This window comes from Methanococcus voltae PS (assembly GCF_024807035.1).
In the GTDB taxonomy this organism is placed as follows: Archaea; AGJL01; Methanococci; order Methanococcales; family Methanococcaceae; genus Methanococcus; species Methanococcus voltae.
In genome coordinates this window covers 545,781-560,266 of record NZ_JANUCQ010000001.1, presented here as the reverse complement: position 1 = coordinate 560,266, position 14,486 = coordinate 545,781, and the positions used below count along the sequence as shown (strand labels likewise).

The following is a 14,486-nucleotide window of genomic DNA, read 5'->3' as shown; positions in this document are numbered from 1 at the left end:
TTACAATAATTTCAAAATAGTATTTTCTTTTTTATTTTATATTTATTTTATATTTATTATTTATTTTCAATATAATAAGTAGGATTCAGTATAGGTGTAATCATCATAAATCAGATAACCCTCTTTTCATCACAATCCTAATCAAATCTTATTTAAACTTAGTATTATATAATATTATCCATTAGAATCAAAGAATCGGATAATTTCGATGTAGTCATCATATGATTATTACGTATAATTATTATAAAACTATGTAGGGATAGATATGGAAAATACAAATATTAAAGGCAGTAATTCGAATGAAAATAATAAAAATATTCATAAAACAAATAAAATAAGTCGTATGGATAGGTATAACACATTAGATGAAGATATTAAAGATACGGTAACTTTAAGGGATGCTTACTCGTGGGATGAAGAAAAAGGACTGATAAATAAATCTGATATCGTAGTAGTTGAGCAAATTTGCGAATTTTATAAAAACGACGAATATAGAGGCAAAGTTTTAGCATCACCGAATGGATTAAAGGAATTATTAGTCGGGCATATTATAAGCGAAGGTAATTTTAAAAAAGATGAAAAAATTAAGGAAATTAAAATAATTGAAGAAAATGACGAAGTAGAAGGCTTAAAAGATAGAAAGATAATTAAATTAAAATTATATACCGAAAATAATGATTTAAATAAAATTAAAACAGAAAATAATTTAAATTTAAAATTAAGCACCATTAAGAAGATTATGGTACAAATGCCTACTATGTCTAACATTTGGGAGTTAACTGGGGGCGTACATTGGGCAGGATTATTTGATATGGACGGGAATAAACTTACATATTACGAAGATATTGGAAGACATAACGCAATTGATAAAGTTATTGGATATGCTAAAATAAACGGTTTGGATATAGCAGATTGTATAATCGTTTCTAGCGGTAGGCAACCTACTGCCATGGTGAAAAAAGCGGTAAACGCCGGCTGTAAAGTTATTATTACAAAGTCACCATCTACCAATCATGGTATAGACCTTGCAAATAAAGAAAAAATAGTATTATTGGGTTTTGCTCGAATTAATCGATTTATGATATACAGCGGTTTAGATTATATCAATTTTGAAGAATAAAAATAATAAAATACTAAAATATGGATTTATCTTTTATTTTTTATTACTTTTCTCTTATTTTTATAGTCTATTTCTTAAATTTATCTTAAATTTATCTTAAACTTATTTTATCATTATTTTTTGAATTAGTTTTTAATTTAGACTTTTGAACTAACCTATTTAATGTATAATTTGACAAATCATAAGTATTTGCCAATTCCTGAATTGTATGTTTAAATATTACACTATTGGCGCCATATTGTAGCAAATATTTCTCTAAAAATGAAACCTTGGAATATGTCACTTCAGGATATTTCTTGGTAATCTCATAAATTGCGTTTAAAGCAGCATTACGAATTATTGTACTCCTGGAACAAGATAATTCCAATAATCTATCCATATTTTTAACTACTTCAGCTTTTCCAGAATTTTGAATACTTGAAATCTTGCATATTAAATCCATAGGGTTTATTTCATCGAAATCTCCACTTATCATGTTTAAATCGACTTTTTTAGACATTATCTTTTCTTTATTAACTCTACGATTTAATTTTTCTTTGTTGATTTCTACATTGCTTACTTCTGGATTAATATCGTGAATATATTCAGAAATTTCCTTTAATTTTACAACGAGCGTGGATTGGGACTCTTTATCGATTATCTTTTTAAATTTTTCCCTTAAAACTTCGTGACCATTCTCTACTTTTTGCCCCTTAAATGACCCATATGCTTTAACTATCTCGTTGGTGTACTCTCGAATCTCTAAATCAATAGTACCTTTATGTAGTGCCAATATTGAAGATTCAAACTCAAAATAAGCTTCTGAAAAACTTTTTAAGAATATTTTTACACAAACCAGTGTGGTAAGTACAACATGTCTTTCAGGGTCTGCCAATAATCTTTTCATAGGCTGAACTAAAGCATTATGATTAAAAGATTTTTCTTTAATTGCCACCTTTGTAAGAACGTGCAATGAATTAGCCCTAATCTTAGGATTTTTTGATTTTAACATTGAATATAACTCGCCGTGTAAATCTTCATCCAACTGTGCTTGATTTAGTGCTTCTGCAATAAAGCCATCTTCAACCAGAGCCCTAAATTTCCTATTTTTTGAAAATATATTTTCAAGTATCATTAAACCACCGTATCCCAAGTCTATTGGGAACATATAACCTTTGGGTTAAACTATTGCCCCATAATCTAGTACTTTATATTTCGTTAACTAATAATAAGATTAACTCTTTAATTCTAATAAATAATTTATCAATTGATAAAATATAGGTAATAAATTTTTAGATAGTAATATTGATTGTTATTTTTAATCATGTGGCGTATTACTCAAATTCAGAACTGTTTGTTGGAGTTACGGAGTATTTTAAATCACCATTTCTTCTCATTAAATCCATGAACGATATACTGTGTAAGGGGTTTTTACTTGAAGTTAATATTTTTAAATCGGCAGTACATAAATCTACGGATTCTAATTCAGTTTTTAAAGGAATTGCACCATATTCTAATAAATTTTGCAACAATTCTTCTTGTATATCTACACAATCGGGTAAATTTCCAGAAATTTTAAGTAAATATGCGTTAAATACGAGGTCTATGCAATCTAAGATAATTAAACCGGCATTTTGCAACTGTTGGCACAAAAACGTATAATCCTCTTGAGTAGCTTTTGTTATGAATTTTACATGGTAATACTTATGGTTTAAAATGTTTGTAATTTTTAAGTTATAAAATTCAGTTGAATTACTATTAGATAGTATTCTCTTAAAGTTTGAAAATGCTTCAAATTCACATACTGCTTTTGTAGAATAATATTTTTGTACTCCGGGCATAAAACCACCGTCACCGTTTTAGTAATTTAATAATTAGATACTTAGTAGGATACTTAGTAGATACTTAGTATATTAAATATAATCTTGTTTAAACATTCGATAATATGGATTATATGCTTTTAAAGTATATATTATTTATTCTTTAAATCTATGATAAATAAACTAATTACTTATTTAAAACCTTTAAAACTTTTAAAATTTATAAAATAAATAATATGATTAGTAAATGGTAGAAAATAAATATAAATCCGTAATTCACCAAAATATAACATAAATAACATAGGTTTAAATAATTTAAAGGCATATTTTATATAAACAATTGTAAAATATTGGCTTATGAAATTTGTTAAAATTTAGCTAATAAGCTATTGATATTATAATTTTATAGATAACTAATAGGTGAATAGTATGATACCAAAAGGAACCGTTAAAAGAATTATGAAAGATAATACCGAGATGTACGTGTCTACAGAATCAGTTGTTGCTTTAGTTGACATTCTTCAAGAAATGATAGTAACCACCACCAAAATTGCAGAAGAGAATGCTGCAAAAGATAAAAGAAAAACCATTAAAGCTAGAGACATTGAAGAATGTGACGCTGAAAGGTTAAAGGAAAAGATATTACAAGTTTCAGAGCGAACTGAAAAAGTTAACATGTTAGCTAATGAAATATTACACGTTATTGCTTCCGAATTAGAAAGATACTAAAAAGGGATGAAACATAGATAATAGACTAAGTTGTGGTTAAAAAAGTAAAATATCCAATTAAATAAATAGTATTAATGAATTGATTAATATTTATTCAATAATAATTTAATAAAATAATAAATAATAAATAATAATTTAATTTTAAAGCATAGAATATAAAATTATATATTTTAATAATTTTATATTGTACCCATATATTAAAACAATATTATTCTATTACATCACTTTCAATCATTTTTTGAGTTTATTCTAATCGTATTTTTTATTAATTTAATATTCTATATTTTAATATATTTATTAGATTATCTTCTTGAGTTAATTACTCCATCAAATGTGTCATTGGAATCGTCAGTTAACCCCAATTGTCCACATCCAACGCATTTTTGTTCTAATAAATCAACATCTTGGTAAATACTCAACGCATCTTTTCCCAAGTCTGTTATACTGTAATAAACTTTGGGTAAATTTTTTTCAATATCCTCGGACCTTTTAGAAACTAAACCTTTATAGTATAGTTTATTCAAATCTTCGGATAAATTACCCGTATTTATGCCAGTATTTTTTGATATTTCTCTGAAATACAATTCTTTTTCTTGTTCTAAGATATCGAGTATTTTCCTTACATTCTTTCTTGCCAATAGTTTAATCATACATACCAACTTCTTTAAATGTTCTCTCCCGAATGTAAGAATATATATACAACTAAACAGTACACCAAATTGATTAATGGCAATACACTCATAGGCATATGCAATATGAGATATATACGACATATGCAATAATTAGTTACCACCCTAAACAATTTAATATGTACATAGTACAAATGTATATATATCAAAAATTGATATATTATTCTCGAGTGTAAACTTACACTCATTACGTGAGATTGATATACTCCCCTTAGGGGGATTTTTTCTTTTTATTTTTTTAGGATAAAGTTTTATTAATAATTATCTATATGTGATACCACAGTATAAGATTTATTACAATACATATTAATACTAATCTGTTTAAATTTACTGCGATAATAGGACAAATTATAGACTTTACTACTTTTAACGAACGTATTATTTAAATATATTTGACTAATTACGAACCCGTAGGTACTAAATTAATCAAAAAATTAATTGAAATTAATTGAAATTAATTACCATTATATAATTTAAGTACTTATTTCGTCGTTATTGCAAATATGCACAATATACTCATCTTTCATCTATAATATAATTTACCCTCATTTTGGAATTATAATATAAATTGAAAATTAGATTATGTTATTTAAAATTAAATATATTGACTTATTAGCCAAGTATATTTAGTTTTTAGTTTAATATATTGATAAATATTAAAAGAGAAAATATATAAAAGTCATTCATCAATCCTTTGAGTTCTTTTTACAGTAAACGCAAAGAATGCAGGTAAAACTGCACCTCCTAATATAGCTTCTGTCACGGCTACATCGGGAGCTAATAGGCTACTAAACAAATAGGCTAGACCTAAACCACCTAAACCTGTCAAAACGACACATTTGATTAAATCTTTTTGTATTAATGCACCAACATAGGACAATAATACTAAAAACATTACAAAGACATCCAAAATATTTATAATTTCTATATTTACCATTTTTTCACGAATTACCATTTTATATTACTTATATATTATTAGGGATACATTGATACATTTTAACATAAATTTATTGATTAGCTATTGGTTGTTATTTAGTATACATCATCTTTTATCGACTATTTAGTACAAATATCGATTTATATCAATTATTTAAATTTATTTTGAAATTTCATCGTTATAATTTGCATTTGCAATCGCGTGAGCCGAAAAAGGCGATAATATCAAATAAACTAGTGCTAAAAGTGGTTGGTTAAACATAAACAATATAACTATACAGGAAATATCTACGATTCCTACAATGTGAAGTCTTGCATAAACCATATTTTTACTAATGTCTCTTTGAGTCCAAAGCTTTATGGATGCAACTAAAATTCCTAAAGAAGCCAATGTTAAAACTAAATTCTGTAAAAAATCACGTATTAACAGAAAATCAAACATAATAATCCTTCACCTAATTTATTATTGCTATTTTATGATATTAATTTAATTTTAATAATAATTTAATTATAATTTACTATTTACTATTTACTGCATTATTTATGTTATTACAATATTATATCTAATAGATTTTATATTTATTTAAATATATGATTATTTTAATTTTTCTATTTAATCAATATCGTATGTTATATTATATATTTATGATGTTTTCCATTTAATTTTTTGACTATTTTTTAATTAATAAGCATTTTATTTTGATAAATTTACTCAAAGTTACATAAATATAGTTACATATATGCAAATAATTAAATATAATAAATATAATTAATAATTTACGCATATATAGAATTACTACAATAAGTAGATAAAACAATTTGGTGATTATGATGATTACGGTTATGAAGTTTGGCGGTACGTCTGTAGGCGACGGTAAGAGAATTAAAAATGTGGCAAAAATAGTGTCTGACAGGTTTAATAGAGGTAATGGTGACAACCACCAAGACCATAACCATATTGTCGTTGTGACCTCAGCAATGACCCAAATTACAAATTCGTTAATAGATATTTCCAAAGAGGCCCTGGATGTTAGGGACATTGCTAGGGTCAATTCTTTCATACAGGATGTACGGGATAGGCATCATCTGGCAATCTTAGAAGCAATTGAAAACCCGGAAATTCAAGAAGAAACAAGAATTGTAATTGAAAATACACTTGAACAATTGGAAAAAGTACTATTGGGTGTAACCTACTTAGGAGAGCTTACTCCAAAATCAAAAGATTTCATACTTTCATTTGGAGAGAGACTCTGTGCACCTATTTTAGGTGGGGCTATAAAAGACAACGGAAACAAATCAATATGTCTTACAGGTAGAGAAGCAGGTATTATCACAGATAACAATTTTGGATGTGCAAAAGTAACTGATTTAAGAGTTAAAGGTACAATTACACCCTTATTAGAATTAGGTGTTATCCCCGTTATTACAGGATTTATCGGAGGTACTAAAGAAGAAGAAATTACCACACTTGGAAGAGGAGGTAGTGACTATTCCGCTGCTCTTGTAGGTGCAGGACTTGAAGCTGATATGGTTGAAATTTGGACCGATGTGAGCGGTGTTTTATCAGCAGACCCGAGAACAGTTAAAAATGTTAAAAAAATACCTAAAATGTCATACTTAGAAGCAATGGAACTCGCTTACTTTGGTGCTAAGGTATTACACCCTAGAACAGTCGAACCAGTTATGGAAAAAGGAATTCCGTTAAAAATTAAAAATACATTTGAACCTGAAAACGAAGGTACACTTATCAACGGAGATATTGAACCAAGTGATAGACCTATTAAAGCTATAACAACCATCAGAGATGTTATTTTAATTAACATCTTTGGTGGCGGTATGGTAGGCGTAAGTGGCACAGCTGCGAGGATATTTAACGCACTTGGCAGGTCAAACGCAAACGTGATTTTAATCACACAAGGTTCGTCAGAAACCAACATTTCAATCGTTATTTACGACGGTGAGCTTGAAGCGATTAAATGCGTTAGAGAACTTAAAAAAGAATTCGACGGTTGCCATTTAATAAAAGATGTAAGCTTTGATAAGGAAGTTTGCGTTGTTTCAGCAGTTGGTTCCGATATGAAAGGCTCAAAAGGCATTGCAGGCGATTTATTCACCGCAGTAGCTGAAAGTGGTGCAAATATTAAAATGATTGCACAAGGTTCGTCAGAAACCAACATTTCATTCGTAATTGGTGAAAAAGACCTTGAAAATTGCTTGAAAAAATTACATAAAACATTTATTGAAGATGTAAATTAATTATTAATTTTTTTAAGACTATTTCATTCTCTTTTTTTATCCAATGTTGTATTAACATTATTTTACATATTATTTATGATTAATTTATTTTAATTTATTTTTAATGTATTTTATACCCATAATTTTAATTATGAGGGATGTATTAAAAATATTTGATAATAACATATTTAGAATATGGGAATATAAAAATATAAAAATACATCTATAAAGATAAATATTTAAACGTATGATTTGAAGCGATAACATGATTTTAGGGATTAATGACGGGCATAATTCGAGTATATCATTATTTAACGATAATAAAGGTAATAAATGTAAAATCGAATATGCTATAAGCGAAGAAAGAATTACCAGGGTAAAAAACATTCGAGGATTTCCTAAAAATTCAATAAACAATGTTTTTAAAAATTTAGAATCAAAAATTGATTTAATCACTGTTGGTGGAAAATTTAGAAAAAATAACCGATTAAATAAATTAAAAGAGTTTTCAAATAATCAAAACAAGCCTTTACTATATTTTGACCATCATTTATGTCACGCTTCATTATATAAACTAAATCACGACTTTAAAAAAGGAAAAGAGTATTTAATAGTTACCATTGATGGTGCGGGTGATGGTTTATCCTCTAAGACATCCATTGCAAAAAATAATAAAATAGAGGAGATTGCTCAAAGTGATAATATTAACTCCATGGGTGATATTTACGCTTCATTCACTGAATTGTTAGGATTTAAACCTATGGAAGATGAAGGCAAAGTCATGGGTTTAGCAGGTTATGATTTAGATTCTGAATATAATGAAATCTATGAAAAAGCCCTTTCAAACGTTGAAAATAAAATTATCGAATACAATACAAAAACTAAAACATTTGAAAATTATTTGGGAGTTACAGGCAGTCAATCGACCAGGGAATTAGAAAAATTATTTAAAATGTCTAAATCGTATCCCATTTGTGATTTTAATAGTATTCCTGAAAAAATAGTTCTTTCAAAAATTATTCAGCGAAAATTGGAACAAACAACCAAATTAATGATTGAAAATTTTGTAAAAGAGACTGGAATTGAAGACGTTGTACTTTCGGGAGGCGTTGCTCAAAATGTTAAACTCAATATGGAAATAAACAATATGGATTGCGTAAATTCTGTTTATGTGCCACCTTTTCCATCTGATGAAGGTCTAAGTGTGGGTTCTTGTCTATTGGCATTATCTATTAATTCTAAATCAAAATTAGAAGGATTTAGGAATATGAATACTTATTTAGGGAATAAAATTCCAGATTTGGATATTCACGATATTGAAAAAGTTAATAACTTCAAAATAGATAAATTTAAAGTTACTTATTTAGAAGAAAATGAAATTCCGAATAGCGTTGCTAATTTATTAATAAATAATAAAATAATTTGCATTTGCAGAGGTAGAATGGAGTTTGGACCTCGTGCTTTAGGGAATAGAAGTATTATAGCATTGCCAACCCGTGAAAACGCTCAAAAAATTAATAAATTACTAAATAGATATGAACATATGCCTTATGCACCAACTATCTTATGGGAATATGCTTCAGATTATGTTGAAAACCCATTTTATAGCCCACACATGGCATTTTTATTTAATGCTTCAGACTCAAACGAATTAAAAAACTTAAAAAACTTAAAAAACCCTCTGAGTGGAGTTATACATCAAGATGGCACTACAAGACCACAAATGTTAAAAAAAGAGTATAATACCACGTATTACGAGATTATTAAGTCGCTGGGGGATAATTTTGGGTTAAATTCTCAACCTTGTTATTCAGTACTAAATACTAGCTTTAATTTGCACGGTGAACCTATTGTTTGTAACGTAGATGACGCTATTCGCTCTTTTGTGGGTGATGCTTTGCTACTGGGTAATGTATTAATTGAAAAGGTAAACGTATAAATTTATAAAATAATTTTAATAAATAATTTTAATAAAATATAACATATATTAAGGGATTTAAAAGTAGGGATATTATGAAAAATTCAAAAAAAGTGGTTGTATTCGATACTACATTAAGAGATGGTGAGCAAACACCATCTATATCGATAACGCCGAGTAATAAATTAGAAATAGCAATGGAACTTGACAAATTAGGCGTTAATATTATTGAAGCAGGTAGTCCAATAACTTCAAAAGGAGAGAGAGAAGCAATTAAGCAGATTGTAAATCAAAATTTAAACGCTGAAATATGTTCATTTGTTAGGTCTTTACCATTAGATATCGATAAAGCCCTAGAATGTAACGTTGATAGCGTCCATATTGTAATCCCTACCTCTGAAATTCATATGAAATACAAACTGAAGAAATCTAAAGAAGAAATAGTTGAATCAGCTTTAAAATCCATAGAATACGCCAAAGAACACGGTTTAATTGTGGAACTTTCTGCAGAAGATGCTACGAGAAGCGACCCAGAATTTTTAATTAAATTATTCAAAACCGCGGAAGAATACCATATTGATAGAGCGTGTATTTGCGATACTGTAGGTATCCTAACCCCCGATAAATCAAGTTTGTTGGTTAAAAAAATTGTTGAAAATATCAAAACACCACTATCTATACATTGTCATGATGACTTCGGTATGGCCACGGCCAATACTGTAGCAGGAATAAACGCAGGTGCAAAAGAGTGCCATGTAACGGTTAACGGACTTGGTGAGCGTGCCGGAAACGCACCCATTGATGAAGTTGTTATGACACTCGATAAGTTATATAATATAAAATCGGATATCGTTCATAGTCAATTATCCAAAACGTCTCGCTTAATATCTAAACTGGTAAAAGTACCAATTCCTGCCAATAAATCAATAGTTGGTGAAAATGCGTTCTCCCATGAAGCAGGCATACACGTTGATGGGCTAATTAAAAATACGAGTACCTATGAACCCATATTACCTGAAGAAGTAGGTAATAACCGGAAAATAATTCTTGGTAAACATAGCGGAAAGTCTGCTTTAAAATACAAGCTTAGTTTAATGAATATAGGGCTAAATAATAAAGAATTTAACCAAGTGTATGATAAAGTAAAAGCTTACGGCGATTTGGGGAAATATATATCCGATATAGATTTAAAAACCATAATCAGCGAAATTAAAGGGGTAAATATTGCTAAAAAAGTTTATTTAGACGAATTAACTGTTATATCAGGTAATAAGGTTACGCCACTTGCTTCTATTAACTTAAAATTTGCAGAAGATTATAATCCTGGAGGAGTTGACTCTTTTGAGTTATCAGATTTATCCAATTCATTTGATTTGGAAGATTCAACAAATATTCGTAAAAGAGGCGACGATAGGAAGATATCTAAGGACTTAAAACTTGATAATATTAGAGAAGCTGCTTACGGAGTCGGTCCTGTGGATGCTGCCATTAATGCTGTTCGTAAAGCATTAACGGGCGTAGCGGACATTGAACTTGAAGGCTATACTGTTAAAGCAGTCAGTAGCGGTACGGATGCACTTATCGAGGTAATTGTTAATTTAAGACGTGGAAACGAGGTAGTAGAAGTTAAAAAAGCCCATTCTGATATTATTGAAGCGTCTGTTGAAGCACTTATGGATGGAATTAACTTATTACTTTAATTATTCTTTATTTTATTCTTCTTTATTTTATTCTTCTTTATTTATTATTTTATTATTCTTTATATCTTATTTTTACTTTTATTACATAGTTTTTTCAAAATAAAACAACATATTTAAAAACAATCGTAAACATATTTAGATAATAATGTTAATATCTAATTATATCAAACAAAGTATAAGTCAGTAAAAAAACTCGTGAAAAAATGTCCAAAATAATCTCTGTTGAAGAATATGCACTATACATCTACAATAAAAAAGATTTAGAAACTAATGATATTGTCGATAATATCGATAATTCATGTAATTTACTAAATTATGAATTAGACAAGTTTGACACAAGTGATTTAAAAATAATTAAATTTAGACCTACCAATTATGATATGGATAATGAAATATGGGAATTATTTAATAAATTATATGAATTAATTGATAATGAAGAAACGGTGTATTTAAAATTGTCAAACAAAGATTATTTAATTCCAATCTTAACTATTACAATATTAAGCTATTTAAAAGTTGTTAAAAATATAAAAATTGGGTGTATTAGCTATTTGGATAATAAATCAGATTTAAAACCCGTTTTTGATATAACAAGCCTTGATACGATACTCTCTTGGACAAAAGCTATCGATAAATTCGTTCATAATGGGGATTCAAAAGAAATACGCAAATTAGCTGAAAAAAGAGGTAATTTAATATCTAAAGCATCACAAGGTGAAAATAGATACGGTGCCTATTTACGTAGTTTTGGAAATAACATTGAAAGATTTACGGAATATATTCAGAGTTCACGAGGATATGAGATTGATACGTTTCAATACGATAAATTAAAGTATTATATTGAAGAGGTTAAGAATGGTAGCCCTATGCCTCCGATGAAACCACTTTTAGATATGATATTGAATAAAATAGAAGATTTTGGCAGTGAAAATTTATATAATGGATTAAATGCCGTTAAATGGTGTATTGATAATAATTTAACCCAGCAAGGATATACTTTATTGCGAGAAAATATCATAAACATTGTTATTTATCAATTTATTTATCAATTGAACATTAAAAATTTTACAATTGAAGATTTAAAAAATTCAAATGTTAGAGAAGCTGTTGAAGATGCTTTAATTTATAAGTTTATAATTGAGCATGATTTGGAAAATAACAGAGATACAGAAATTTATGAATTTATTAAAGGCGATTCGACTTATAAATTAGATGTTAAGGAAATTTCGAAGGTAATTGATTCGGAAATCTGCACGATTTATAAGAATGTTTCAGATTTGCGAAATGATATAAATCACGCGGGATATAAAATAAACCATATACAAAATTCAGAGAAATTTAAAGTTAGTTTGGAAAAGCACTATATTCAGTTGCTTAATTATATTTATAGGATTCAACGAAATGAATAGGGGATTTTATGGTTAGATTGTTTAGGGCAGGTATGGAAAATAAAGATTTAAAAGAGGAATATTTTAAAGGCAATAAATACATTAAAGAAACGAAAGAAGATGATAGGAAAATTGAAAAAGAAGATACACAGCATATCGTAGTTAAAGAGGAAGTAAAAGAATTATTCACCCATTTGGTAGAAGAAGACGAGCATGACCGAAAAATGAGGGAACGATTAGGTATTAAAAAACCAAGTGAACAGAGCTATATTGAAAGAAATTTCGAATCTCTACTTTGGAATTCTAGATATATTGTCATATTAGCAGTTGTTTTTGGAACTATTAGTGCAGTGTCCTTATTTTTAGCAGGTTCTTATGAAGTAATCCATATCATGATGGAAGTAATGTCAGATAATATTATAACTATTGAAGAACTACATAACGGATTATTAAGTGGCATAATAGGTTCAATCGACCTTTATTTAATCGGTTTGGTTTTATTAATATTTAGTTTTGGTATTTATGAGCTTTTTGTCTCAAAAATCGATGTAGCATGGGAAGATGGCAAAGCAAAGAATATTTTAGAAGTTTATAGTTTAGAAGAGCTAAAAAGTAAGATATTGAAAGTTATAATAATGGTTTTAATTGTCAGCTTATTCCAAAAAGTGCTCGTAATGGAGATACTTACAACTTTCGACGTATTTTTAATGGCTATTGCCATATTGGTACTGTCAATAAGCGCATATTATATTCATAAATAAAATTGAAAAAGTAATAAAAGTGAAAACTTAAAAAAAAGATAAAAAAATAATATAAAATAAAATTTATAAAATTAATCTCGAATATAAAACAAATGACTCTTGCAATTACAATCAGAACAGCCGAAATCCTCAACATATTCCATATTTTTATTTTTAAACATCTTTTTTGCAAAATTACATTCTTCGGGACTTTCTACGATGTAAATTTCTTTTATATTTCCGAATTCTAGCAAATAATCAATATGCCAATGATTATTCTTATCTTTAGCCTCTGCAAGGTGCCTATTGACCCTATTGTATAAATTTAAAGAATTTCCCATTGCTGAACCAATGTAATAGTAATCTCCTTTTCTAAATTTAATTTCTTTGCCTTTTTTACCAATTTTTATTTTTTTAGGGGATTTTAAATTAATTTTTAATACATAAGTACCTTTTTCTTTTGGTATTTTTGTTTTAGACACTTTTTTAAAGTTTAATTTGTTCAAACTGTCATTTAATGTTGTTAATTTAGAATAATGGGGGCATATTGCCTTAACTTCGTCATAACACATATTACACTTTGGCGTTGGACTACAAATATCCTGACCATAAATAACTAAGCTATTGTTTATTGACTTCCAATGCTCTTTTGGTAGCTTTAATCTAAGCTCTTGCTCTGTTTCCTCTGGGAAATCAGTACTTACGTAGCCCCATCGATTACAAATCCTATGCACGTGCGTGTCCACACAAATTGCGTAATTGTCAAATGCCAGGCTTACCACTAGATTAGCGGTTTTTCTACCCACGCCTGCCAAATTGGTTAGTTCTTCGACACCGTTTGGAACTTTATTATTGTAATTATCTTTTAACTGACTACCCAACTTTTTTAAATTCTTTGCCTTCGTTTTGTAAAACCCTGCAGGGTGTACTATTTCCTCTAATTCATTTATATCAATGTTTATCAAGTCTTCAGATGTTTTAATTCTATCAAATAGCTTTTTTGAAACTTTTGCGGTAGTATCATCCTTAGTTCTCGCACTGATTACAGTTGATAACAATATTTTAAAAGCCCTTTGATTTAAATCTTCCCTATCATGGAGTAATCTATTAACAACTGCTTCTTTTTTGGTATTTTCTTTTAAAAAATTTAAAAAAGTGATAAAATTTTTATCATATTCCTTTTCTTTATTATTTTCTTTATTACATTCTTCAGATGTTTTTTCCATCGTATC

13 protein-coding genes are annotated in these 14,486 nt (G+C 28.2%); 7 read left to right on the top strand and 6 right to left on the bottom strand.

From position 1 onward, the window contains the following. Positions 1-265: 265 nt before the first annotated feature. Entirely contained in the window at positions 266-1,120 is an 855-nt protein-coding gene (gene fdhD / locus M2325_RS02640; protein ID WP_259050728.1) for a formate dehydrogenase accessory sulfurtransferase FdhD, read from the top strand. A 91-nt stretch (positions 1,121-1,211) separates the two neighbouring features. Here fdhD and M2325_RS02635 read toward each other — a convergent pair whose 3' ends face one another. Both M2325_RS02635 and M2325_RS02630 read right to left on the bottom strand, forming a co-directional pair. Beyond that, positions 1,212-2,234 (bottom strand): hypothetical protein, encoded by a 1,023-nt coding sequence (locus M2325_RS02635; protein ID WP_209590585.1) that lies wholly within the window; start codon positions 2,232-2,234, stop codon positions 1,212-1,214. Between the two features lie 199 nt (positions 2,235-2,433). Continuing rightward, positions 2,434-2,940 carry a hypothetical protein gene (locus tag M2325_RS02630; protein ID WP_209590584.1) on the bottom strand — a complete coding sequence of 169 codons (507 nt, stop codon included), beginning with the start codon at positions 2,938-2,940 and terminating at the stop codon, positions 2,434-2,436. A gap of 408 nt (positions 2,941-3,348) precedes the next feature. Here M2325_RS02630 and M2325_RS02625 point away from each other — a divergent pair, with 408 nt between their 5' ends. Beyond that, a complete protein-coding gene (locus M2325_RS02625; RefSeq protein ID WP_209590583.1) occupies positions 3,349-3,648 on the top strand; it encodes a histone family protein in 300 nt (99 codons plus the stop codon). A 302-nt stretch (positions 3,649-3,950) separates the two neighbouring features. Here the strand turns inward: M2325_RS02625 and M2325_RS02620 are convergent, their stop codons facing one another. The 3 genes from M2325_RS02620 to M2325_RS02610 all read right to left on the bottom strand — a co-directional run bounded on the left by M2325_RS02620 (position 3,951) and on the right by M2325_RS02610 (position 5,715). Further along, on the bottom strand, positions 3,951-4,298 hold the full coding sequence (locus tag M2325_RS02620) for a winged helix-turn-helix domain-containing protein (protein WP_209590582.1): 348 nt from the start codon (positions 4,296-4,298) through the stop codon (positions 3,951-3,953). A 718-nt stretch (positions 4,299-5,016) separates the two neighbouring features. Beyond that, positions 5,017-5,274 (bottom strand): DUF4040 domain-containing protein, encoded by a 258-nt coding sequence (locus M2325_RS02615; protein ID WP_209590581.1) that lies wholly within the window; start codon positions 5,272-5,274, stop codon positions 5,017-5,019. A gap of 159 nt (positions 5,275-5,433) precedes the next feature. Further along, positions 5,434-5,715, bottom strand: a complete 282-nt coding sequence (locus tag M2325_RS02610) for an EhaC family protein (protein ID WP_209590580.1) — start codon at positions 5,713-5,715, stop codon at positions 5,434-5,436. A 389-nt stretch (positions 5,716-6,104) separates the two neighbouring features. Between M2325_RS02610 and M2325_RS02605 the strand changes: the two genes are divergently transcribed. The 5 genes from M2325_RS02605 to M2325_RS02585 all read left to right on the top strand — a co-directional run bounded on the left by M2325_RS02605 (position 6,105) and on the right by M2325_RS02585 (position 13,275). Beyond that, positions 6,105-7,529, top strand: coding sequence for an aspartate kinase (locus M2325_RS02605; protein WP_209590579.1), 1,425 nt, complete (start codon positions 6,105-6,107; stop codon positions 7,527-7,529). Positions 7,530-7,773: 244 nt separating this feature from the next. After that, a complete protein-coding gene (locus M2325_RS02600; protein ID WP_259050725.1) occupies positions 7,774-9,447 on the top strand; it encodes a carbamoyltransferase C-terminal domain-containing protein in 1,674 nt (557 codons plus the stop codon). A 74-nt stretch (positions 9,448-9,521) separates the two neighbouring features. Beyond that, entirely contained in the window at positions 9,522-11,126 is a 1,605-nt protein-coding gene (locus M2325_RS02595; protein WP_209631546.1) for a (R)-citramalate synthase, read from the top strand. 203 nt (positions 11,127-11,329) lie between these two features. After that, complete coding sequence (locus M2325_RS02590) at positions 11,330-12,535, top strand: TM1812 family CRISPR-associated protein (protein ID WP_259050723.1); 1,206 nt, start codon at positions 11,330-11,332, stop codon at positions 12,533-12,535. Between the two features lie 8 nt (positions 12,536-12,543). Beyond that, on the top strand, positions 12,544-13,275 hold the full coding sequence (locus tag M2325_RS02585; protein WP_259050721.1) for a YqhA family protein: 732 nt from the start codon (positions 12,544-12,546) through the stop codon (positions 13,273-13,275). Between the two features lie 71 nt (positions 13,276-13,346). On the opposite strand, the gene M2325_RS02580 is transcribed toward M2325_RS02585, so the two are convergent. Then, positions 13,347-14,480, bottom strand: a complete 1,134-nt coding sequence (locus tag M2325_RS02580; protein WP_259050720.1) for a DUF123 domain-containing protein — start codon at positions 14,478-14,480, stop codon at positions 13,347-13,349. Positions 14,481-14,486 lie beyond the last annotated feature (6 nt).